This is a genomic window from Kribbella soli (assembly GCF_004331345.1).
GTDB classification, from domain to species: Bacteria; Actinomycetota; Actinomycetes; order Propionibacteriales; family Kribbellaceae; genus Kribbella; species Kribbella soli.
Genome location: NZ_SJJZ01000006.1, coordinates 358,898 through 380,531, shown reverse-complemented (window position 1 = coordinate 380,531; position 21,634 = coordinate 358,898). Strand labels below are relative to the sequence as shown.

Annotated in this window: 23 protein-coding genes; 13 read left to right on the top strand and 10 right to left on the bottom strand. The window is 68.7% G+C overall.

Translation table 11 applies throughout. The features are described 5' to 3' along the window. Positions 1–84: 84 nt before the first annotated feature. From E0H45_RS40905 to E0H45_RS40870, 8 genes are all read left to right on the top strand, one after another. A complete protein-coding gene (locus E0H45_RS40905) occupies positions 85–2,202 on the top strand; it encodes an alpha-galactosidase (RefSeq protein WP_131347940.1) in 2,118 nt (705 codons plus the stop codon). Positions 2,203–2,234: 32 nt separating this feature from the next. Continuing rightward, a complete protein-coding gene (locus tag E0H45_RS40900) occupies positions 2,235–3,179 on the top strand; it encodes a carbohydrate ABC transporter permease (RefSeq protein WP_238155687.1) in 945 nt (314 codons plus the stop codon). Then, a complete protein-coding gene (locus tag E0H45_RS40895) occupies positions 3,176–4,057 on the top strand; it encodes a carbohydrate ABC transporter permease (protein WP_131347938.1) in 882 nt (293 codons plus the stop codon). Before E0H45_RS40900 ends, E0H45_RS40895 begins: the two co-directional genes overlap by 4 nt. Then, positions 4,054–5,412 (top strand): extracellular solute-binding protein, encoded by a 1,359-nt coding sequence (locus tag E0H45_RS40890; RefSeq protein WP_238155686.1) that lies wholly within the window; start codon positions 4,054–4,056, stop codon positions 5,410–5,412. Before E0H45_RS40895 ends, E0H45_RS40890 begins: the two co-directional genes overlap by 4 nt. 170 nt (positions 5,413–5,582) lie before the next feature. Next, positions 5,583–6,059 carry a DUF1707 SHOCT-like domain-containing protein gene (locus tag E0H45_RS40885; protein ID WP_131347934.1) on the top strand — a complete coding sequence of 159 codons (477 nt, stop codon included), beginning with the start codon at positions 5,583–5,585 and terminating at the stop codon, positions 6,057–6,059. Then, positions 6,056–6,469, top strand: coding sequence for a hypothetical protein (locus E0H45_RS40880; protein ID WP_131347932.1), 414 nt, complete (start codon positions 6,056–6,058; stop codon positions 6,467–6,469). Before E0H45_RS40885 ends, E0H45_RS40880 begins: the two co-directional genes overlap by 4 nt. Then, the gene (locus E0H45_RS40875) at positions 6,462–7,916 is read left to right on the top strand and encodes a multicopper oxidase family protein (RefSeq protein ID WP_238155685.1); all 1,455 of its coding nucleotides are present in this window, start codon (positions 6,462–6,464) and stop codon (positions 7,914–7,916) included. Before E0H45_RS40880 ends, E0H45_RS40875 begins: the two co-directional genes overlap by 8 nt. A 43-nt stretch (positions 7,917–7,959) precedes the next feature. Continuing rightward, positions 7,960–8,337: a hypothetical protein gene (locus E0H45_RS40870; protein ID WP_131347930.1), complete on the top strand. Its 378-nt coding sequence runs from the start codon at positions 7,960–7,962 to the stop codon at positions 8,335–8,337. 47 nt (positions 8,338–8,384) lie between these two features. Here the strand turns inward: E0H45_RS40870 and E0H45_RS40865 are convergent, their stop codons facing one another. The 6 genes from E0H45_RS40865 to E0H45_RS40840 all read right to left on the bottom strand — a co-directional run bounded on the left by E0H45_RS40865 (position 8,385) and on the right by E0H45_RS40840 (position 13,375). Beyond that, the gene (locus tag E0H45_RS40865; RefSeq protein ID WP_238155684.1) at positions 8,385–8,618 is read right to left on the bottom strand and encodes a hypothetical protein; all 234 of its coding nucleotides are present in this window, start codon (positions 8,616–8,618) and stop codon (positions 8,385–8,387) included. Positions 8,619–8,700: 82 nt separating this feature from the next. Next, positions 8,701–9,804, bottom strand: a complete 1,104-nt coding sequence (locus E0H45_RS40860; protein WP_131347928.1) for a sulfite oxidase — start codon at positions 9,802–9,804, stop codon at positions 8,701–8,703. A gap of 42 nt (positions 9,805–9,846) precedes the next feature. Then, the gene (locus E0H45_RS40855; RefSeq protein ID WP_131347926.1) at positions 9,847–10,455 is read right to left on the bottom strand and encodes a response regulator transcription factor; all 609 of its coding nucleotides are present in this window, start codon (positions 10,453–10,455) and stop codon (positions 9,847–9,849) included. A gap of 34 nt (positions 10,456–10,489) precedes the next feature. Further along, positions 10,490–11,623: a sensor histidine kinase gene (locus E0H45_RS40850; RefSeq protein WP_131347924.1), complete on the bottom strand. Its 1,134-nt coding sequence runs from the start codon at positions 11,621–11,623 to the stop codon at positions 10,490–10,492. A gap of 100 nt (positions 11,624–11,723) precedes the next feature. After that, positions 11,724–12,458 carry an ABC transporter permease gene (locus E0H45_RS40845; RefSeq protein ID WP_131347922.1) on the bottom strand — a complete coding sequence of 245 codons (735 nt, stop codon included), beginning with the start codon at positions 12,456–12,458 and terminating at the stop codon, positions 11,724–11,726. Further along, complete coding sequence (locus tag E0H45_RS40840) at positions 12,455–13,375, bottom strand: ABC transporter ATP-binding protein (protein ID WP_131347920.1); 921 nt, start codon at positions 13,373–13,375, stop codon at positions 12,455–12,457. The genes E0H45_RS40845 and E0H45_RS40840 overlap by 4 nt, the downstream gene beginning before the upstream one ends. Positions 13,376–13,582: 207 nt before the next feature. Here E0H45_RS40840 and E0H45_RS40835 point away from each other — a divergent pair, with 207 nt between their 5' ends. Then, entirely contained in the window at positions 13,583–14,236 is a 654-nt protein-coding gene (locus tag E0H45_RS40835) for a DUF1269 domain-containing protein (RefSeq protein ID WP_238155683.1), read from the top strand. Positions 14,237–14,250: 14 nt separating this feature from the next. Here the strand turns inward: E0H45_RS40835 and E0H45_RS40830 are convergent, their stop codons facing one another. Beyond that, complete coding sequence (locus tag E0H45_RS40830; RefSeq protein ID WP_131347918.1) at positions 14,251–15,213, bottom strand: glucuronyl esterase domain-containing protein; 963 nt, start codon at positions 15,211–15,213, stop codon at positions 14,251–14,253. A gap of 48 nt (positions 15,214–15,261) precedes the next feature. Here E0H45_RS40830 and E0H45_RS40825 point away from each other — a divergent pair, with 48 nt between their 5' ends. The 4 genes from E0H45_RS40825 (at position 15,262) to E0H45_RS42740 (ending at position 18,704) form a co-directional block, all read left to right on the top strand. Beyond that, on the top strand, positions 15,262–15,798 hold the full coding sequence (locus E0H45_RS40825) for a phosphotransferase family protein (protein ID WP_131347916.1): 537 nt from the start codon (positions 15,262–15,264) through the stop codon (positions 15,796–15,798). Between the two features lie 31 nt (positions 15,799–15,829). Further along, on the top strand, positions 15,830–16,741 hold the full coding sequence (locus E0H45_RS40820) for an aminoglycoside phosphotransferase family protein (RefSeq protein ID WP_131347914.1): 912 nt from the start codon (positions 15,830–15,832) through the stop codon (positions 16,739–16,741). A 107-nt stretch (positions 16,742–16,848) separates the two neighbouring features. Continuing rightward, positions 16,849–17,184 (top strand): hypothetical protein, encoded by a 336-nt coding sequence (locus E0H45_RS42745; RefSeq protein ID WP_165546784.1) that lies wholly within the window; start codon positions 16,849–16,851, stop codon positions 17,182–17,184. Next, positions 17,148–18,704 (top strand): HNH endonuclease signature motif containing protein, encoded by a 1,557-nt coding sequence (locus E0H45_RS42740; RefSeq protein WP_165546783.1) that lies wholly within the window; start codon positions 17,148–17,150, stop codon positions 18,702–18,704. The genes E0H45_RS42745 and E0H45_RS42740 overlap by 37 nt, the downstream gene beginning before the upstream one ends. 688 nt (positions 18,705–19,392) lie before the next feature. On the opposite strand, the gene E0H45_RS40805 is transcribed toward E0H45_RS42740, so the two are convergent. The 3 genes from E0H45_RS40805 to E0H45_RS40795 all read right to left on the bottom strand — a co-directional run bounded on the left by E0H45_RS40805 (position 19,393) and on the right by E0H45_RS40795 (position 21,610). Continuing rightward, a complete protein-coding gene (locus E0H45_RS40805) occupies positions 19,393–19,968 on the bottom strand; it encodes a dihydrofolate reductase family protein (RefSeq protein WP_131347910.1) in 576 nt (191 codons plus the stop codon). Positions 19,969–20,363: 395 nt separating this feature from the next. Further along, complete coding sequence (locus E0H45_RS40800; RefSeq protein ID WP_131347908.1) at positions 20,364–20,978, bottom strand: GNAT family N-acetyltransferase; 615 nt, start codon at positions 20,976–20,978, stop codon at positions 20,364–20,366. Next, positions 20,978–21,610, bottom strand: a complete 633-nt coding sequence (locus E0H45_RS40795; protein ID WP_131347906.1) for a TetR/AcrR family transcriptional regulator — start codon at positions 21,608–21,610, stop codon at positions 20,978–20,980. The genes E0H45_RS40800 and E0H45_RS40795 overlap by 1 nt, the downstream gene beginning before the upstream one ends. Between the last annotated feature and the right edge of the window lie 24 nt (positions 21,611–21,634).

Below are 21,634 nucleotides of genomic sequence, written 5' to 3'. Positions count from 1 at the left end.
TTAACTTCGTGAAGCATTGACAACCGGGCTGGCGGGGTAAATAGTTCCGTCCTGAAATCAATCAGAAAGCAGAGTGAATCAACAGTGTCGAACATCGAGATTCTGCAACTCCGCGCCGGTGGCGTCAGCCTGGTGCTCGACTGCTCCGGCCCGGCCCTTCCGTCCGTCCTGCACTGGGGTGCGGACCTGGGTGAGTTGACCGAGAACGCTCTGCTGGAACTGCGCCGCGGCGCGGGCGCGGTCCAGGAAGGCAACGGCCTGGACGAGAACCGGCCGATCGCGATCGTGCCCGAGTACTCGGCCGGCTGGTTCGGCCTCCCCGGCCTGAACGGGCACCGCGACGGCCAGGACTTCTCCGCGAGTTTCACCCTGAACAGCGTCGCCCGGACCGACAACACCGTGCAGATCGACGCCGCCGACGCCGGGCTCGAGCTGCGGCTCACCATCGAGCTCACGGACTCGGGTCTCGTGCGGAGCAAGGCCGACCTGACCAACACCGGCGCGACGCCGTACACGGTCGACGGGCTGTACCTCGCGCTGCCGGTGCCGACCGAGGCGACCGAGCTGCTCGACCTGACCGGCCGGCACATCGGCGAGCGGCACCCGCAGCGGCACGCGTTCACGCAGGGCGCCCACATCCGCGACAACCGCCGCGGCCGCACCGGCGCCGACGCCACCCTGTTGCTGTTCGCCGGCACCCCAGGCTTCGGCTTCCGCGCCGGCGAGATCTGGGCCGTGCACACCGCCTGGAGCGGCAACCACCGCACGTATGCCGAGCGCGGCATGAGCGGGTACGGCGTGATCGGCGGCGGCGAACTGCTCCTCCCAGGCGAAGGCCGCCTCGAGCCCGCGGGCACCTACAGCGCCCCGTGGATCTACGGCTCGTACGGCGTCGGTCTCGACCAGGTCTCGCACCGGTTCCACGACTTCTTGCGCGCGCGTTCAAACCACCCGCAGACCGAGCGTCCCGTCGTACTGAACACCTGGGAGGCCGTGTACTTCAACCTCGACCTGGACAAGCTGAAGTCGCTCGCGGACGCGGCCGCCGAGGTCGGGGCCGAGCGGTTCGTCCTGGACGACGGCTGGTTCCGCGGCCGCCGCGACGACCACGCGGGGCTCGGTGACTGGTACGTCGACGAGGGAATCTGGCCGAAGGGCCTGCACCCGCTGGTCGATCACGTGAAGGGTCTCGGCCTGCAGTTCGGGCTGTGGGTCGAGCCGGAGATGGTGAACCCGGACTCGGACCTGGCCCGCGAGCACCCGGACTGGATCCTCGCGACCGGCGACCGGATGCCGCCGACCGCACGCCACCAGCAGGGCCTGAACCTCGGCGTTCCGGCGGCGTACGACTACATCCTCGAGCGGCTGGACAGCATCCTCAGCGAGTACGACATCGCGTACCTGAAGTGGGACCACAACCGCGACTTCGTTGACGGCGGCAACCAGCACACGGGGACGGCGGGCATTCACGAGCAGACCCTGGCGGTGTACCGGCTGATCGACGAGCTGAAGCGCCGGCACCCGGGGCTCGAGATCGAGTCCTGCTCGTCCGGCGGCGCCCGGGTCGACCTCGGCATCCTGGAGCGCACCGACCGGATCTGGGGCAGCGACAGCAACGACGCGCTCGAGCGGCAGACCATCCAGCGCTACACGCAGCTCCTGCTGCCGCCGGAACTGATCGGCTGCCACGTCGGCCCGCCGCGCGCGCACACCACCGGCCGCACGCAGACGCTCTCGTTCCGCGCGATCACCGCGCTGTTCGGCCACTTCGGCATCGAGTGGGACATCGCGTCGGCGAGCCCCGAGGAGCGCGCGGAGCTCGCCGGCTGGGTCGCCCTGCACAAGGAGCTGCGGCCGCTGCTGCACACCGGGACGGTTGTCCGCGCCGACCGCGGGCCGGAGGACGTGCTCGTGCACGGCGTCGTCGCCCAGGACGGATCCCGTGGCGTGTTCAGCGTCGTACAGGTCGCGCAGTCGGTGACCTCGGCCGTCGGCCGGGTCCGGCTGCCCGGACTGGACCCGCAGCGGACGTACCGGATCAGCAAGGTCGCGACACCCGGACCCGGGTCGCGGTCCACGGCCTGGTCGGCCGACGGTGGAAGCGTCGAGCTGAACGGCGCCGCCCTCGCCTCGGTCGGAGTGCTCATGCCTGCGCAATGGCCCGAGAGCGCGATCTTGCTGGATGTGACTGCGATCGGGTAGTCGGCCCGATCCGGACAGAGAAGGAGATCCCCGTGACCGCCACCACCAACGCCCCACCTACCAGGAAGCGAAGTCACGGGGACTCCACCGCACCACCAGGCAGACGGCGAAGCCTGGGGGATCTGAAGGTCGCGATGATCTTCATCGCCCCGGCCACCCTGGGGTTCGTCGTGTTCTACATCTGGCCGACGCTGCGTGGAGCGTACCTGAGCTTCACCGAGTACAGCCTGCTCTCGGCACCGAAGTTCAACGGGCTGGCCAACTACGAGCGGATGGTCCAGGACAGCTTCTTCTGGAACGCGCTCGGCGTCACGGTCGAGTACGTCGTGATCAACATCGGCGTGCAGACCGTGCTGGCGGTCGGGATCGCGATGCTGATGTACCGGTTGACGAAATCGATCACGGTCCGCGCGGTCATCCTCGCGCCGTACCTGGTCGCGAACGTCGTCGTCGCGCTGGTCTGGTACTGGATGCTCGATGTGCAGGTCGGCATCGTGAACACGTTCCTGGGCTGGGTCGGGATCGACCCGGTGGCGTTCTTCGGTGACTCGCACTGGGCGATCCCGACGGTCGCGGGGATCAACGTCTGGCGGCACATGGGGTACACCGCGCTGCTTGTGTTCGCGGGGCTGCAGACGATCCCGAAGTACGTCTACGAGGCCGCCGAGGTGGACGGTTCGACCGAGTGGAAGACGTTCTGGCGGATCACGCTGCCGCTGCTGCGACCTGTTCTGGTGATGGTCCTGGTGGTCACCATGATCGGGTCGTTCCAGATCTTCGACACGGTCGCCGTGACTACGCAGGGCGGTCCGATCAACGCGACCCGGGTCATCTACTACTACATCTACGAGCGGGCGTTCACCCGGTTCGACTTCGGGTACGCGTCGGCGATGGCGCTGGTGCTGTTCGCGATCCTCGCGGTCGTGTCGCTGCTCCAGTTGCGGCTGCTGCGGGCGAAGGAGAGTGATCTCGCATGACGCGGCAGGTGAGTGTCGGTCGTACGGTCGCGTGGATCCTGCTGTTCGTCCTGCTGATCGTCACGCTGTTCCCGTTCTACTGGATGTTGCGTACGGCGTTCTCCGACAACACGCAGCTGCCCGGTCACCCGAACTCGCTGCTGCCCGTGGAGACCACGCTCGGCGCGTTCAAGCGGGTGCTCGGGCTGGCGTCGATCGAGGAGGCGCAGGCGCAGGGCGGTTCCGGCGCGGCCGTGAACTTCTGGCTGTACCTGCGCAACTCGTTGGTGGTGGCAACCATCACGACGGTCTGCCAGGTGTTCTTCAGCGCGATGGCGGCGTACGCGTTCGCCCGGCTGCGCTGGCCCGGGCGGGACAAGGTGTTCGCGTTGTTCCTGGCCGCGCTGATGGTGCCGCCGATCTTCACCACGCTGCCGAACTTCGTGCTGATCAAGAACCTCGGTCTGCTGAACAGCTTCGCCGGCATCATCCTGCCGGGCGCGTTCATGACGCCGTTCGCGATCTTCTTCCTCCGGCAGTTCTTCCTCAGCATCAACCGGGAGCTCGAGGAGGCGGCGATGATCGACGGCGCCGGGCACCGGCGGATCTTCTTCGGGCTGATCATCCCGATGAGCGCGGCGCCGATCGCGACGCTGGCGATCCTGACCTACATCAACTCGTGGAACGACTACTTCTGGCCGTTGCTCGTCGGTCAGCAGGAGAACGTGCGGGTGCTGACGGTCGCGCTGGGCGTGTTCCGGTCGCAGACGCCGCAGGGCGGTCCGGACTGGGCCGGGCTGATGGCGGCGACGCTGATCGCGGCGCTGCCGATGATCATCCTGTTCCTCGCGTTCGCCAAGCGGATCACCAACTCCATCGGCTTCTCCGGGATCAAATGATGACACTCAATCGAAGGACCCTGCTGAAGGCAGGACTGGCCGCGCTCGCCGTGCCGGCTGTTGCCGCCTGCAACAACGGTGCCGCGGCGCGGGGTGACGGCGAGATCATCTACTGGCTGTGGGACTCCGCGCAGCTGCCGATGTACACCGAGTGCGCGAAGGTGTTCCACGAGCAGAACCCGCAGTACTCGGTGAAGATCGAGCAGTACGGGTGGAACGACTACTGGTCGAAACTCGTCACCGGGTTCATCTCGGACACCGCGCCGGACGTGTTCACCGGGCACTCGTCGAAGTACCCGCTGTTCGCGGACAAGGGTCAGGTGCTGGCGATCGACGACTACGTTGCCAAGGACAACGTCGATCTGGGCATCTACCAGAAGGGTCTGGCGGATCGCTGGATCGGTGCCGACGGCAAGCGCTACGGCCTGCCGAAGGACTGGGACACCGAGGTCTACTTCTACAACAGCGCGTTCACCGAGGCGGCCGGGATCAGTACCGAGCAGCTCAACTCGATGACGTGGAACCCGAAGGACGGCGGGACCTTCGAGCAGATCGTCCGCCGGCTGACGGTGGACTCCAAGGGCCGGCGCGGCGACCAGCCGGGGTTCGACAAGGACAACGTCAAGGTCTACGGACTCGGGTACGCCGACGCCGGCGGTGGTGACGGGCAGACGAGTTGGAGCTGGTACGCCGCCATCAACGGCTGGAAGTACTCCGAGGGCGAACCGTGGGGGACGAAGTTCTTCTACGGCGACCCGAAGTTCACCGAGACGATCGGGTGGTGGCGTGGGCTCATCACCAAGGGGTACATGCCGACGTACGCGCAGGCGAAGTCCGGGGTGGACGTGACGACCTCCTTCGGTGCGGGGAAGTACGCGATCACCCCGAACGGCTCCTGGATGCTCGGGACGTACGGGACGCTGAAGCAGGTGAAGACGAAGCTCGCGCGGCTGCCGATCGGACCGGTCGGGAAGCGGATGTCGATGATGAACGGGCTCGCGGACACGATCTGGGCCGGTACCACCCGGCGGGACGCGTCCTGGGCCTGGGTGAAGTTCCTCGGCTCGCAGACCGCCCAGGACATCGTCGCCAAGGCGGGCGTGGTGTTCCCGGCGGTAGCAGCGAGCATGCCGGCGGCGAAGGCGGCGTTCGCGAAGAGCGGGTGGGATGTCACACCGTTCCTGGAACCGGTCGAGGCCGGTGACGTCTTCCCGTACCCGGCCAACCCGAACGCCGCGGACGTGACCGCGGTGATGACACCGGCGATGGAGTCGGTGATGTCGTTCGAGGCCGAGCCGGGGTCGCTGGCGAAGGCGAACGACGATGTGAACAAGATCCTCTCGGCAAACACCTGAGGGTTCACCCTGGGGTGCACTACGCCCGGGGGAGTACGTCGTACTGCGTCCAGCGGTGCAGTGTGCTCCTCCGGGGGTAGGGGAGGTGCCGCCGCTGAGGCGACGCGGTGGAAGCGGTTTGAAAGACAGTCTTGGTGCCGTTGGAAGACCTACGAGCACCGAGGAGTGTCATGAACGACGAGAGGCCGGGCGGATCGATCCGTATCGGCGACAGTGAGCGTGAGGACGCCGTCCGGCGTCTGGGCGAGCATTACGAAGCCGGCCGGCTGAGCGCGGACGAACACTCCGAGCGCGTCGAGCAGGCGCTGAAGGCGAAGACCGGCGCCGACCTGGACGGTCTGTTCGCGGACCTGCCGGGAGCCCACCAGGCCGCTGCCGGGCCCGCTGCGGGCGCCACGGGACCGGGTGCCGGTGGGCGCGGATCTGGGGCCGGTGGGGCCGGTTTTGGTGGGCCGCGGCCGGAGTGGGCCCGGCGTGGGGTCCTCGGGCGGGTTCCGTTCCCGCTGCTGATTCTGCTCGGGGTGTTCGGCGTACTGGCCTCGATCGGGTGTGTGGTCGGTGGCGGGCATCCGCCGCTCCTGCCGCTGGCGCTGATCGTGGCGGCCGTCTTTGTGGTGCGGAAGCGCCGGATGGAGCGGCGCGCATGAGGAACGTGTACCGGGTCGTGGGGATGCTGATCGCGATCGCGGTCGTGCTGCAGGTCGCCTCGATCGCGCTGGCCGGGTTCACGATCGCGAAGGACGCCGACGACGGCACCTCGATCGGCGCCGACTACAGCAACTTCGGGCAGAGCTACCACAGCATCGCCGGTTCGGTGATCGCGCTGCTCGCGCTGGTGTTCCTGATCGTGTCGTTCCTGACCGACGTACCGCGTGGCCGCGTGCTGGCCGGGATCGTGGTCGGCCTGGTGGTCGTGCAGATCCTGCTCGCGGTGGTGTCCTTCGGGGTGCCGGCGCTCGGACTGCTGCACGGGATCAACGGGCTCGTGATCGCCGGTGTGGCGAGTGCGGGCGCGCGGCGGGCCGCCGTACCGAATCAGCCTGTGACCAGTGGCTGACGTCAAGAACCGCCGGTGGGGCCGGCTGGTTGCTCTGGGGGTGACCCTGGCGGTACTCGTACCGCTCGGGTACCTCTGGGCGACCAGCCTGGTCCCCGGGACGTACAACCCGGCGGAGATGGGGTACGCCGACTACGGCGGCGGACCGGCGATGAACCATGAGCACCACGCGATGAGCGGCATGAGCGTCGCGGACCTGACGGGGCCCAAGACGGGTACGCCGGAGGTGGACGTGACGCTCGTGGCGCGGAAGCAGAAGTTCCAGCTCGCGTCGGGGGAGACGATCGACGGGTACACGGTGAACGGGACGTCGCCCGGTCCGCTGATCCGCGCGCGGGTGGGCGATCTGGTGCAGGTCACCTTCGTGAACGAGTCCGTGAAGGACGGCGCGACGTTGCACTGGCACGGGATCGACGTACCGAACGCCGAGGACGGGGTCGCCGGGGTGACGCAGGACGCCGTACCGATGGGTGGGAAGCATGTGTACCGGTTCAAGGCCGCGCAGGCGGGGACGTACTGGTACCACTCGCATCAGGTGTCGAGCGACGAGGTGAAGGGCGGGCTGTTCGGTCCGATCGTGATCGCGCCTCAGTCACCTGGTGAGGTGGTGGCCGCCATCCACACGTACGACGGGAAGCGGACGATCAACGGGCGTACCGGGACCGGTCAGGTGGAGCTGCCGGCGGGTACGACGGCGCGTGTGCGGGTGATCAACACCGACAACGCGATCCTCCGGGTCGGGCTGATCGGGACGCCGTACAAGGTGGTCGCGGTCGACGGTCGCGACGTCCACGGGCCGACGGCCGTGACGGCTGCGTTCCCGCTGGCGGCCGGTGCGCGGGTCGATCTCGAGGCGGTGGTGCCGGCCGGTGGGATGCGGCTGGTGGCCGGTACGTCGGCGTTGTCGCTCGGGATCGGGCCGGGCGACCCTCCGCAGGGTGAGCTGCCGGGGGAGACGGTGGATCTGCTGACCTACGGTACGGCAGCACCGGTCGGGTTCGACCCGGCGAAGGCGGACCGGAACTTCGAGTACCGGATCGGACGGCGGCCCGGGTTCCTGGACGGTATGCCCGGGTTGTGGTGGACGATCAACGGCCACAAGTTCCCCGACGTACCGATGTTCATGGTCGCCGAGGGGGACGTGGTCCGGATGAAGATCTCCAACACCAGCGGCCAGGCGCACCCGATGCACCTGCACGGCCACCACGCCGTCGTCCTCTCCCGCAACGGCGTCGCTGCGACGGGTTCACCGTGGTGGGTCGACACGCTCGAGGTCGGCAACAAGGAGACCTACGAGATCGCCTTCGTCGCCGACAACCCCGGCCTCTGGATGGACCACTGCCACAACCTCCCGCACGCCTCCGAAGGTCTGATGACCCACCTCATGTACGAAGGCGTCACCACCCCCTACCGAGTAGGCGGCGACTCCCACAACGAACCGGAATGAAACCGCGCGGCGGCGGCCTGCGTCCATCGCACATGATGTTCCGGTGAGCAGCCCCGAAGACGACCTGCACGGCCGGCAGCTACTCCTGCTGCTGGCCTTCTTCGGCACGGTCGGCGGTGGGTTGTACTTCATCGGTTGGCTGACCCGCCCCAGCACCCTGTACGACGCTCCGCTCCTGTGTTTCGCGATCGCGGGCGGGGCCTGCTACCCCGCCCGCTGGCTGGCCGAACGGTTCGCGTGGTGGAAGCGGCTGGAAGAGCCCACCCGGTGGACGCAGGCACGGCGCGAACGAGCCCGCGAGCGGGATCGCGCCGACGCGCGCGAGGCCGCAGCCAGGCGGCGCGCGGCCGAGGCGGCCGGGATCGAACTGACGGGGGCGCGGCACAGGAGGAGGCGACGGCGGGGCGACCGCACGACGTGACCGGGCTCGTCCGAGCCTGGTTCAGCTCGTTGCTCGTGTTCTGATGCTCACGCGGTTGCTTGCGGCAACGGGTGGTGGCTGAGGCGGTCGATCTGAGTGCGGTGGAACGCGGCGATCCGCTCACAGGCGGCGTCGATCGCGGCCCGCTGGGACGCGTACGAGCCGCACCAGAACGGGTCGTCGGGCTGTGGATCGAGTTCGTCGTCGACGTCGGCGTACCACTCGCCCGCCGCCCGGAACACCCGTGCGTGCAAGTGCACCTCTGTATCCAGCTCGTTCACCGCACCACTCCCTGGAGTGAAACCGTGTCCGTCTCCAGGATGTGCCGCTGGTACGGCGGAAGCGCACAGCGACACGCGGAAATCAGGTGACGAGGACTGTGATGCGCTGGGCGGTGTTGTTGGTGAAGCCGCCGCGGTTCCACGGTGCCTCGATGGGCTGTTCGCGACCGCTGGCGTCGTACGCGCGGACGGTGAGGACGTGCTCGCCGGGTGTGGCCTCCCAGTCGTAGGCGAAGGCGCGCCAGGCGAGCTCGTCGTCTTCGTTGCTGGGGGCACTCAATTTCGCCTCGTGCCAGTTGACGCCGGCGTCGGTGCTGACCTCGACCCGTTCGATCGGCGCCCACCCGGACCAGGCCCGGCCGAACAACGGAACGGTGCCTGCGGCAACGAAGCGGTGGCGACTCATGAAGTCCGGGAAACCGGGTGGGACGAGCAGCGCCCGCGGCTCGATCCGGGTGATCGCGACGCCGGGGTCGTCAGCGTCCGTGCGGATCCGGTACGCCACCGCGTTCTGGAACCCGTCGAACGTGTGGTCGATGACCTCGATCGAGCGCAGCCACTTCACGCTCGCCATCCCGTACCAACCGGGTACGACGAGCCGCAGCGGGTATCCGTGCTGCGGCGGCAGCGGCGCACCGTTCATCTCCCACGCGACGAGCGCGCCGGAGTCGATCGCCTCCTCCACGGACAACCCACGCTGGTAGTCCTGCTCGACTCCGCGCTCCACGCCGTGGTCCGCGCCGGTGAACACCACATCCACGGCGTCGGAGCGCAGCCCGGCCAGCCGCAGCAGATCGGACAACAGCACGCCCGTCCACTCCGCCGTACCGACCGCCTCCGACAACCACGGCTGACTGATCGGCCGCGGCTGCAGCGTCGCCCGGCCGTTGCCGGCGCACTCCAATGTGACGCGGACGGTACGCCGTCCCATCGCGCGCAACTCGGTCAGCCCGAACGTCAACGGTTGCTCGACGCACCCGTCCACGTTCAGCAGCCACTCGCCCGCATTCGTTGCCGGGATGTCGTAATGCACTAGCACATAGTGCAGTCCCGGCGGCGTCACGTCGTACCGCAGGCTCTCCAGCGGCATCCCGTGGTTCCGCGCCGCCAGCTGCAGCTCGTCGGCGGTGATCCCCTCGCCCGTGTCCGCCAACCGCCCCCGAACACTGAAATTCTCGATCGACATCGCAGATCCCTCCCCTGACGTAACCCTAGAGGTAGAGACCGGCTACAACCACCCGTTGTCGATGGCGATACGCGCGGCTTCGGCCCGGGTACGGGCGCCGGTCTTGCCGATGGCGGCGGAGAGGTGGTTGCGCACGGTGCCTTCGGACAGGTGCAGCTCCTTGGCGATGTCGGCGACGGTGCCTCCCTCCCGGGCGGCCCGCAGTACGTCGGACTCGCGGCCCGTCAACGGGCTGGTGCCGGCCACCAGGGTCTCGGCGGCGAGCGACGGGTCGACCACGCGGAGCCCTTGATGGACCCGTCGTACGGCGTCCGCCAGCTGCGTCGCGGGCGTGTCCTTGACGACGAACCCGGCCGCGCCGGCCTCCATCGCGCGTCGCAGGTACCCGGGCCGGCCGAACGTGGTCACCATCAGCACCCGCACCCCCGGTACGGCGGTGCGCAGCGCGGCGGCCGCCTCGATACCGTCCAGCCCGGGCATCTCCACGTCGAGGAGTGCGACATCCGGCCGGGCGCTCTTCGCGGCCTCGATCACCTCGTCGCCGCGGCCGACCTCGGACACCACCTCCAGGTCAGGCTCGAGGTCGAGCAGAGCGGCGAGGGCGCCGCGCACCAGCGCCTGGTCGTCGGCGATCAGCAGTCGGATGCTCACAGCCCCATCCTCACAGGCCGATCCTCACAGGTCCTCACTGACCGACCTTGACGGCCAGCCGGAAGCCGCCGCTCGGCGCCTCGCCGACCTGAAGCCCCGCACCGACCTGGTCCGCCCGTTCCCGCAGCCCGATCAGCCCGTGGCCCGACGTGCCCCCGCCCGGCGTCGGCCCCTTGCCGTCGTCGAGTACTTCGATCTGCGCCGCCGTGATCCGGATCGTGCAGCGCTTCGCGCCGGAGTGCCGTACGACGTTCGTGACGCCTTCCCGCACCACCCAGGCGAACAGTTCGCGGTTCTCTTCCGGTACTTCGTCGACCGTGGTCGGCAGATCCGCCTTGATCTCGGCGGCCTGCAGCGCCGCCCGCGCCGAGACGAGCTCACCGGCCAGGCTGAGCTCGCGATACCCGGCGACCGCGGCCCGTACGTCGGCCAGCGCGGCCCGGGCCAGGCTCTCGACGTCCGCGACCTCGGCGGCCGCCCGATCTGGGTTGGCCGCGATCAGCTTGCCGGCCAGCTCCGCCTTCACCGTGATGACGGTGAGCGAGTGGCCGAGGATGTCGTGCAGGTCGCGGGCGAACCGGTTCCGCTCCTCCTGCACGGCCAGCTCGGCCATGTCCTTGCGGGCCGCGCTCAGCTCGATACTGCGCTGGATCGCCCGCCGCATCCCGAACACGGCCAGCGCGCCGAGGAAGATCGCGAAGCCGAAGCTGCCGTCGTCGGACCAGCCTGGCACCAACCGCATCGCCAGCTCGACGCCGCCGAGCAGCAGCGCGACGAGGCCGACCGCGATCCGGAGATCGAGCGCCATCATCGCGACCGCGGAGATGTACACCAGGCAGGTCAGTGCCTGCTGACCGGCCGACGGCAGCAGCAGCAGGCACAGGACGAGCATCCCGCCGAGGTACAGCAGCCGCTGCCAGGTCGGCATCAGCCGGGAGGCGAGGCCGACCCAGCGGATCCATCCGAAGAACCCGAGGTACGCCAGCGCGAACAGGGCGAGCGTGACCAGACCGAGGACCCGGGTCGTGCCGTCCCGGTGGACGATCTCCTCGAACGGCTGGTTCAGGTAGAACAACCAGACCCCGGCGGCCAGCCAGCCCCACCGCCCAGGTCCTGGGCGGCCTCCGCGCTCGGCGAGCGCTTCCATCAGGGTCGGCGAAGTCTTCACGGTGGTCACGCTATCGCCCGGATGTTCAGGGACGGATGTCTCAGCCACGGATGGTTCAGTCACGGACGTGTCGGTCACAGACGTTTCAGTCACAGACGTTTCAGGCGCGGGCGGTGTCGGCGCGGTACCGGCGGAGCCCGATGAGCCCGAGGACGACGGTCCAGCCGATCACCACCAGCAGCGCGTGGGTGTCGACACCGCCCTCGGTCAGCGCACTCCGGGACGTCTGACCGGTCCAGTACGCCGGCGTCAGTTGGGCGATGTGCTTCATGACCGACGGCATCTGGTCGACCGGCAGCCACAGGCCGCCGAAGGCCGCGATCAGCATCGTGCTCAGGCCGGTGATCGGCTGCACGCTGTCGGGCTTCGCGATGTACCCGATGACCAGGCCGATCGCCGCGAACGGCAGCGCGCCGAGCCAGGACACCAGCGCGACCGTCAGCCACTGGGTGGCGCTCAGGTGCACGTGCCCGAAGACCATGCCGCACAGGAACACCACGATGAGCGGGGGGACCGCCAGTAGCAGGCTCAGGATGACCTTGTTCACGACGTACGCCTGCGGCTTCAGCGGGGTGAGCCGCAGCGTCCGGTTCCAGCCGCCGTCGCGTTCGGCCGCGATCACGCCGCCGCTGCTCATCGCCGCGGACATCGAGCCGAACATCGCCATACTGACCATCACGTACGCGATCGCGGAGATCCCGGCCTCGTTGGCGTCCTGCGGGAGCGTCAGGCCGAAGATCAGGAACAGCACCAGCGGCATCAGGATCGAGAAGATCAGTACCCGCCGGTTCCGCAGGATGCGGCGGATGTCGAAGATCAGGTAGTCGCGGTTCATGCCAGGGTCTCCTGTGCCTTGTTCTGGGCGTTGTTCTGGTCGGCGATCGCGAGCACGGCGTCCTCGAGGTCGGCCGAGGTCACTTCGATGTCGTGGGCCTTGGTGTTGTCCAGCAGGTGCCGCAGCGTGTTGTCGGAGTCGGCGCACTGCAGCAGGACCACGTCGCCGCGGGTCTCGACATTCCGTACGCCGGGCAGCGACGCGAGCGCGGCGAGATCGGCGCCGGGGATCGTGGCGCGGATGGTGCGCCCGGAGACGCTCGCCTTGATCTGCGCGGCGGTGCCGTCGGCAACGACCTTGCCGTTGCGCATCAGCACCACGCGGTCGGCGTACGCATCCGCCTCTTCCAGGTAGTGGGTCGCGAACAGCACCGTGCGGCCGAGAGCGGTCTCGGCGTGCATCGACGCCCAGAAGTCGCGGCGAGACTCGACGTCCATGCCGGTCGTCGGCTCGTCCAGCACGATCAGGTCCGGCTGCGGGATGATCGCCATCGCGAACCGCACCCGCTGCTTCTGGCCGCCGGACAGGCCCTTCATGGTCCGCTTGGTCAGGTCGGCGATCCCGGCCCGCTCGAGTGCTTCCTCGACCGGCATCGGGTCGTTGTGCAGGCCGGCCACCAGGTTCAGGAGTTCGCCGACCTTGGCGTCCTCGATGATCCCGCCGCTCTGCAGCATCACGCCGACCTGGCCCTTGGCGATCGCGTCGGTCGGCGTACCGCCGTACACCTGGACGGTGCCCTGGTCCGGCTTCACCAGACCGAGCAGCATCTCGATCGTGGTCGACTTACCGGCGCCGTTCGGCCCCAGCAACGCCACCACCTCGCCGGCCCGGATGGTCAGATCCACCCCGGCGACGGCCTGCACATCCGCATACCTCTTGGTCACACCCCGCAGGCTGACCGCAGTCGTTGTCGTCATACCTAGAGCCTGCTGGAGCGGGCCGTCGCACCCCTGGATCGCTCGTCACGACCCACCCATGACATCCGTCAGACGGGTGCGGGTGAGACCTGGCACCGGGTGGCTTGCGGTGGTGGACTCGTGATCTGGGGAGAAAGTCGGCAACTGATGGGTGAGAGGGAGCGTCCAGTGAAGTGTTGACGTAGGGATGCGATCGGGGTGGATGACGTGGGTACTGGAGCGCGCGGTGCGGCGGGAATCGTGCACGGCAGGGTGGGTGTGCGGCGGACGCGGGGTGGATTGGCGGCGGGGGTTCGGGTGCGGATCGGCGTACCCCAGCACGCACGCGCTGCGCGGGAGTCGGCGGATGGGCGCGAGGAGAGCGGTGCGATGGCGACGTTGACGGTGTGGAAGTTCGAGACCTGGGACGGGGCCAACCAGGCGATCGGGACGTTGGAGAGTCTGGCGAAGCAGAAGCTGATCCGGATCCATGACGCGGCCTCGGTGTCGTGGCAGCCGGAGAAGCGGCGACCGCGGACCCGGCAGGTGCGGAACATGACAGGTCCGGGAGCGGTCGGTGGGATGTTCTGGGGGACGCTGTTCGGAACGATCTTCCTGATGCCCTGGGCGGGAGCTGCGATCGGCGCGGCGGCCGGAGCGGTGGCGGGCTCCCTGATCGACGTCGGGATCGACGACGACTTCATCAAGGAGGTACGCGCCCAGGTCACGCCGGGGACGTCGGCGCTGTTCCTGCTGTCCAGCGACGAGGTGGTGGACAAGGTCCGCGAAACCTTCCGGAGGACCGGCCTCCGGGCCAAGCTCATCCACACCGACCTGACCGACGACCAGGAAGCCGCCATCCACGAGCTGTTCGGGAACTGACTACTCCCGCGGATTCACCGTTTCGCGAAGTCCAGAGCGTGCAGCCAGTCCTCTTCGAGGAGATCGTGGGTGCCGGGGCGGACGTGGTAGCCGATGCCGTTCGGGCCGAAGGCCGGCCGAGCGGCGACGACGGCCAGGTACTCGCCGACCGGGTCGGCCCAGGCATCGTCCTCGGCGCTTGCGACGTACACGCGGCGCGGAGCGATGCTCGCGAGGAGCTGGTGCTGGTCGACGGGCAGGCTGCTCTCGTTACCGGCGTACGTCGAGAACGACGGGACGAACCAGTGCGGGAACTTCGTGGTGATCGCGGCGATGTCCTCGCCACCCGGATGCCGGAACAGCGAGGCCCCGCAACAACCGGACCCGTTGGTGACCGTGACGGCGAACCGCTCGTCCTGCGCACCGGCCCACAGAGCGGCCTTCCCCAGCCGCGAGTGCCCGAGCACGATCGCCCCCTCCGGATCCACGCCGTCGATGCTGCCCGCGATGTCGAGGAGGCGGGACAGTCCCCAAGCCCAAGCGGCCACCGCGCCCCACGACTCGGTCGGGAACAGCGCGCGTACGCCGGGTGCGGCCGGTGCCGGGTCGTCGGGCTCGATCTGCTGGTAGTCCACCGTGAGTACGGCGTACCCAGCCTTGAGTACCTTCGCGGACGGCTCCTCGTTGCTCTTGAAGTTGAGGGCGACGACGACTGGTACGGGGTGTTCGGCGCTCGCCCCGGCCGGCAGATGGGTGACGGTGTCGAGCTCGAGGTTGCCCAGTGGGCAGGCGATCACGGCGCGATGGCGCAAGCGGTCGGCTGCCCCGCTGAGGACGCCGTTGTCCCGCGAACGCAGTACCAGGTCGGTCAGCTGCCCACCTTCCGGCGTACGGCCGTAGATCGTACGGGCGAACTCGTCGACGACATCAGGTCCGATGGCCGGCAACGAAGGAACCCCAGCACATTGCCACGCCTCGGGGAGCGGTGAACTCATCATGAAATCAGTACCCTAGCGATCTCATTGGGGTGCTGAGGGAGACGTCCGGTGACTGGTCCGGTGGTCGTGGACGTCGGCCGGGTCGAGGCGTGGGCAGGGCGCCAGATCGTCGGTGACGTGCGGCGCGTGGCGTTGGAGGGTGGGCGGGTGTCCCCGGTCGTTGAGCGGGTCATCGGGCCGGTGTCTGGCGGTGTTCCGGTATGTGAGCGGGCGTACCGGATGCTGGATCGGTTCGTGGACGACGAGCGGCTGCTGGCCGGGCTGGAGCGGTTGCCGGTCACATTGCTGCATGGTGACGTTCATGGCGACAACGTGATCGTCGATGATCTTGGTCGCCCGGTGCTGGTCGACTGGGGCAGTGCGCGGATCGGTCCGGCGATGCTGGACGTTACGTTGGCGGCGGGTCCTTCAGGCTTCGCGTCGTACGGCGAGAGGTCGGAGCTGGGGCGTGTGTGGGCGACGGCCGTGAACAACGCGATGTTCGTCGGGGCCGCTGCACAGCGGAGCCTTCAGGTCGCGGGCGAGATGGTGATCGCGGCCGACCAGGCGGTCGACGAATTGGGGACGCTGCTCGAAATCGGTTGACCGTACGTCGTCCGAGTGTGAGGGTCGCGCCGTGACGGGTGTTTCGAAGCTGCATGACGACGAGGTGGAAATCGACTCCGCGGTGGTGGAGCGATTGCTGGCGGAGCAGTTCCCACGCTGGGCGGGGCTGCCGGTGCGGGTGGTCGAGCGGTCGGGGACCGACAACGTGACGTTCCGCGTCGGCGACGACCTGGCGGTCCGGTTGCCGCGGACGTCGCGGAACCAGGGCCAGGTCGAGAACGATCTCACCTGGATGCCACGCTTGGCGCCGTACGTCTCGCTCCCGATTCCAGAACCGCTGGAGCTCGGCCAGCCCGCAGACGTCTACCCCTTCACCTGGGGCGTCTACCGGTGGTTGCCTGGAGCACCGTTCACTCCGGAGGCTGTCGACGGGACGCAGGCGGCTCATGAGCTGGCCGGTTTCGTACGGACCCTCCGAGAGGTCGACACGACCGGCGCGCCGGTTCCGGACGACGATCCGTTCAGCCGCGGTACGCCGCTGGCGCCGCGGGACGAGATGTTCCGCGAGGCGCTTGACGAGCTGCGGGAGCACTTCGACACCGAGCGCGTGCTGGCGGCGTGGGAGGAGTCCTTGGCCGCCGACACCTGGGACGGTACGCCGCGGTGGATCCACGGCGACCTGATGTCGGGCAACGTACTGGTTGCTGATGGCAAGCTGTCGGCGGTGATCGATTTCGCTACGGCGCGTGCCGCCGACCCGGCCGGCGACGTACTGCCCGCGTGGTGGATGTTCGAAGGCGAGTCCAGGAAGGCCTACCGCGAAGCACTCGAGGTCGACGACACCACCTGGCTCCGCGCCCGCGGCTGGGCGTTGTCCCTCGTGATCATCGCAATCCCTTACTACATGGGCCGTTTCCCCAACACCCTCCGCGACGGCCAGGAGTCAGTAGCCGACATCCTCACCGACTTCACTGCACACTAGCCGCCGCTTGCGCAAGATCCTATGGAGATCTGTGGATAACAGAATCCCTTGGAAACAAGGGGTTGTGGCTTTGGAAACTGTCGGTGGGGGTGTCTAGGCTTTGATGCATGGACAGGCCGCCTGAGTTGATGAGCGACGCCGAGCTGGTGCGCGCTCTCGACCAGGCCGACGCCGACCTGGCCCGCATCGAGACCCGCCGGCTGCGGATCGTCGCGGCAATGGACAAGTCCGGCTACGCCGAACAGGCCGGCGCCCGCGACATGGTCCAGTACCTGGAATTCCGCTACCGCCTCGACCACTCCCGCGCCTACCGCGAGCCCGCCTGGCCCGCGCCCTGCCGAAGTATGCGGCGGTCACCGCCGCCCTCCCCGACCCCGAACTCGCGGACGACGGAGAGATTCCTGCGGTGGTGTTGCGGCCGGCGCAGGCCGAGGCGATCGTGACCGCCCTGGAGAAGGTGCCGACGACGGTGCCGGTCGCGGACCTCGAGTTCGCCGAACAGGAGCTGGTCCGCCTGGCCCGCCACTTGGCACCGATCGATCTGCGCAAGGCCGCCGAGCAGTCCCGCGACATCCTGGACACCGACGGCCCCGAACCCGAAGAACACAAGGCGGCCGCCCGCGAAACCCTCACCCTGACCACCGCCGACCGCGGCGTCAAATTCAAGGGCTACCTCGCCAACGAGAACGCCGAGCTCCTCCGCACGATGATCGTCGCTGGGGCCCGCCCCCACAAAACCCTCGACGGCGGCCCCGACCCCCGCTCCCGCGAGAAGCGCCAGGCCGACGCCCTCACCACCACGTTGACCCTCGCCGCCACCGCCCTCGACGCAGGCACCCCGAGCCCCACCATCCCCCGCCCCACCAACACACGAACCAACCCCACACAGCCAAGCTCCGCACAGACAGGTTCCACGACGGCTGGTTCCACGGCTGCTGGTTCTACGGCGAGAGGTTCCACGGAGGCTGCCTCGACGGCAGCTGGTTCCACGACGGCCGGTTCCACGGAGACTGGCTCGACGGCAGCTGGTTCTACGGCGAGAGGTTCCACGGAGGCTGACTCGACGGAGTTTGGTTCTACGGTGGAGACAGCGGCCGACGCGGTGAGCAGCTTGGATGTTGGCTCGGAGGGTGCGGCGGTAGCCGTCCCGGGCTCTGGTGCTGCTGATGTGGCGGCAGCTGGCGTGGTGGGTGGTGACGTGGTGCCCGGGTTCGGGGCGAAGGCAAACCTGACCGTGACGATCGACCTGGAAGACCTGAAGGCAGCGACCGCGGACGCGATCGGGCACACCGTCTACAGCAATGGTCTGTCCGCGGCCGCGATCCGGCGGCTGGCGTGTGATGCGAAGGTGATCCCGATCGTGCTCGGTTCGAACTCCGAACCGCTGGATGTCGGCCGGTGCGAGCGGCTGGTCACGCGGGCGATGCGCCGCGCCCTGAACACCCGCGACCGCGGCTGTGTCGTGTGCGGAGCCCCACCGATCATGTGCGACGCACACCACCTGATCTCCTGGATCGACGGCGGCGAGACGAAGATCAACAACCTGGCCCTGCTCTGCCGCCGTCACCACACCGACCTGCACCAGGGCCGCTGGACCGTCACCATCACCAACGGCGAAGTCCACGTAGCCAGGCCTGCCTGGGCCGACCCACCACCCCGCCATCTACACAGACCACCGGACGACGCGTCCCGAGCGCACGAGCCACCGGGTGAGCGCCCCATGCGCCCTGATCCAGCGGACGGCGGACTCACGTCCACGGGCAAACCGAGGCCCCAGACCTCAACCCCAGCAGACGATCCGTGGGGTGGGGCAGCCGTGCCCGCGGCCGCCGCACCGGGTGTGAGATCGCGCCGCTGGCGTGCCGACGAGTCGACGCGCGCGGAAGCAGCCCGGTTCGCGGTCTGGGGTGAGCGCGCCCCGGACGAGTCCGGTGCCGGCCCGCCCTCCTTCGCCACAATCTGATCCCACCGGCTGCACCATCCTCGGGCAGGTCGGCAGTCCCGGCGCGCGCGTCCCGCTACACGCGAACGCCCGCGCGATCGCGACTCACTGCTGCTGCGCGCGGGGGTGCACCGTGCCGGAGGCGCACCGTGCCGGAGGTGCACCGTGCCGGAGGTGCACCGTGCCGGAGGTGCACCGTGCCGGAGGTGCACCGTGCCGGAGGTGCATCCCTTGGGTGCACCGGGGTGCGCGGTGTCCGGGGTGCACCCGAGGTGCGCGGTGTCCGGGGTGCACCATGACCCGGGTGCTTGGCACGCGTAGCTGATGCCGGGGGAGATGTTTCGTCGGGCGGGGTGCGTCTGGCTGAGGTTCCAAGGCGAGTGTGCCGCATGCGCTGCTCGTGCATCGGAGAACCGATCGGGCCTACTCGTAAGGCGCAGCCCCGCTTGCAGCGCATCTCGCCGCTTGTAAGGCGCAGTCGCCAGTTTGTGAAGACAGCCCGCTGCTGGTGGGGCGCAGTCGCTCGCTTGTAAAGGCACGGTCCGCTGCTGGTGGGGCGCGGTCCTCGGTTTGTGAAGGGACGGCCGCTGCTGGTGGGGCGCAGTCGCTCGCTTGTAAAGGCGCAGCCTGCTGCTGGTGGGGTGCAGGCTCCGGTTGTGGGGCTCCGCCCGGATTGTGCGGCGGAGTCTGGCATCTCGGGGTGGTGCGGTCAGGCGTGGAGAGTAGGGCGGTAGATGAGTTCTTGGGTGTGGTTGTCGAGGGTGTGGGTTTCGATCAGTTCTAGGTCGAGGTCGGGTGTGTTCTCGAAGATTCGGCCCAGCCCGCTCTGGCCGGTGATTACGGGGAAGAGGGTTACCTGGACGCGGTCGACGAGGCCGGCGGCTAGTAGTGCGCGGTTCAGGGTCAGGCTGCCGTGTGAGCGCAGCGGGACGTCCGACTCCTTCTTGAGGCGGGCGATGGCTTCGATGGGGTCGCCGTTCAGGACGGTGGCGTCCGGCCAGTCGAGGGTTCCTTCGAGGGTGTTCGACACCACCGTCGTCGGCAGGTTCCGCATCCGGGTGACCCATGGGTCGAATACCTCGGAGCCCGCGGAGCTCGAGGCCAGCATCGCCGCCATGCCCCGAAAGGTGTTGGCCCCGAGGACCAGCCGCTGCTCCTCGCTGAACTGCTCGAAGCGGTGCTCGAGAAACTCCGGGCCTTGCTTCCCGAAGTAGCCACCGAACGTTCTGCTGTTCGAGTAGCCGTCGAAGCTGGAGAAGATGTCGAAGGTGTAGCTGGCGGTCATGCTGTTCTCCCCTGGTTTGGTGGGCGTCTTCGTCGGTGCCCTCACCACTACTACGACCACGTCAGCCCCGATCCGACACTGCTGCCAGAGCAGGCGCTGTCGGCTGGGTGCGAGCGTACTTCGGCGACGGCTCGCGGTAGGCACGCGCGGCTGGGCCGAGTGGCTGCGTTCGTGCGGTGGGTCGGGCTGGCTGGTGAGGGTCTGCACGTCTCCCGCAGTGCACCAGGCGAACGTGTTCCCGGTGGCCGCGTCGACGATGTCACCCGTCCAGGCAGGCGAAGCCGGTTCTGTTGGGGTCGGCGATGAAGCCGTGCGGCGAGACCGACGCCTGCGCGTGCACCTTGGGCAGCTGAGCACTCGGGTAGGTCGGGGGCGCGGGCTGAGCCTCGGCGTGGTTACCAGAGTTTGTCGATGTGGCCTGGGTGGAGGGGGATGCGGGTGTGGTGGAACGTGGGGGCGGCTTCGCGGGCGGTTGGGGTGAAGAAGGAGGCGAGGGTGACCTTGTCGAAGCCGGGTTGGTCGCTGGGGAACGGGGCGTCGGGGGTGCCGCCGATCAGGACCGTGCCGGGGAGGAGTTGCCAGCCGGCCGATTCGTAGAACGGCTGGAGAGGCCGGTCGCAGGTGAAGATGCCGAGGTCGAGGTGGAGGTCGATCATCGCCGTGCGGGCGGCGGTGATCAGGTGGTGGCCGTAGCCGCGGCCGCGGAGGTCTGCGCGGGTCACGACGGTGCTGAGACCGCCGGCCTGGAAGGTGGTTCCGGCGTGGTGAAGCGGCTTGCGCAGGATGTCGAGTGCGGCGACGACCATGCCGTCGTCGACGAGGATCAGCGACAGCGGCTGAAGAGCCGGGTCGTGGACCAGGCCGTTGTCCGGCGGAGCGCCGGTCGCAGGTGTTCGGGAGCCGGGCCGGCCGTCGTTTGGGGGATCGGGCCAGGCCTGGTCTTGCAGCGCGTGGATCTGGTGGCGGAGGGCCTGCGGTACGGCGGCCTCGGGGTGGGACTCGAGGTGCATCAGGTGGTCTTGAGGGTGTGGAGGCCCTGCCAGAGAAGGTCTTGGAGGGTGCGGGCCACCTTTTCGGGGGTTGGTGGCGTGGCGGCGCGGGTGCGCCAGATGGCCAGGCGTTCGGTGGCGCCGGAGATGCTTTGGGCAACGATCTGGACCTCGTCGTCGTCGACGGGGCGGCCGGCGGGAAGGTTCATCCGGACCATCTGGGCGATCAGTTCGATGAAGGCCGCGCGTACCTCGTCGGTGGCCTCCGCGGCGGGGCCGGCGCTCAGCATGCCCTCGTCGACCAGGACGGACCACGCCTGCGGGTGCTCGTCGAGGAAGCGGAACCAGGCCAGGAACCCGGCGTACAGGGCGTCCTCGGCGTCGGGGGCGGCCATCACGGCGTCGGCGACGGTGTCCAGCAGGTGGCCGCGGAGCCGGGCGAGGCAGGCGAGGAACAGGCCGTCCTTCGAGCCGTAGTACTGGTAGATCAGCGGTTTCGACACCCCGACCTGTGCGGCGACGTCGTCCATCGATGTGCCCTGGTACCCGCGTTCGCCGAAGATCCGCTCGGCCGCCTCGAGGATCTCCCGTTCCCGAGCGGCCCGGTCGCGTCGGCGCTTCGGCGGGCCTTGGGGAACCGTGGTCGAGGTCACTTGCGCAGTCTAACTGACTCCGAG

What these genes read in the sequence shown, in the direction of transcription:
- E0H45_RS40880 (WP_131347932.1), top strand. Translation starts at nt 6,056, where the DNA reads ATGAGGAACGTGTACCGGGTCGTGGGGATGCTGATCGCGATCGCGGTC.
- E0H45_RS40800 (WP_131347908.1), bottom strand. Translation starts at nt 20,978, where the DNA reads ATGCACCTCGAGTCCCACCCCGAGGCCGCCGTACCGCAGGCCCTCCGC.
- E0H45_RS40830 (WP_131347918.1), bottom strand. Translation starts at nt 15,213, where the DNA reads ATGATGAGTTCACCGCTCCCCGAGGCGTGGCAATGTGCTGGGGTTCCT.
- E0H45_RS40885 (WP_131347934.1), top strand. Translation starts at nt 5,583, where the DNA reads ATGAACGACGAGAGGCCGGGCGGATCGATCCGTATCGGCGACAGTGAG.
- E0H45_RS40805 (WP_131347910.1), bottom strand. Translation starts at nt 19,968, where the DNA reads ATGACCGCCAGCTACACCTTCGACATCTTCTCCAGCTTCGACGGCTAC.
- E0H45_RS40840 (WP_131347920.1), bottom strand. Translation starts at nt 13,375, where the DNA reads ATGACGACAACGACTGCGGTCAGCCTGCGGGGTGTGACCAAGAGGTAT.
- E0H45_RS40860 (WP_131347928.1), bottom strand. Translation starts at nt 9,804, where the DNA reads ATGTCGATCGAGAATTTCAGTGTTCGGGGGCGGTTGGCGGACACGGGC.
- E0H45_RS40845 (WP_131347922.1), bottom strand. Translation starts at nt 12,458, where the DNA reads ATGAACCGCGACTACCTGATCTTCGACATCCGCCGCATCCTGCGGAAC.
- E0H45_RS42745 (WP_165546784.1), top strand. Translation starts at nt 16,849, where the DNA reads ATGGACAGGCCGCCTGAGTTGATGAGCGACGCCGAGCTGGTGCGCGCT.
- E0H45_RS40890 (WP_238155686.1), top strand. Translation starts at nt 4,054, where the DNA reads ATGATGACACTCAATCGAAGGACCCTGCTGAAGGCAGGACTGGCCGCG.
- E0H45_RS40895 (WP_131347938.1), top strand. Translation starts at nt 3,176, where the DNA reads ATGACGCGGCAGGTGAGTGTCGGTCGTACGGTCGCGTGGATCCTGCTG.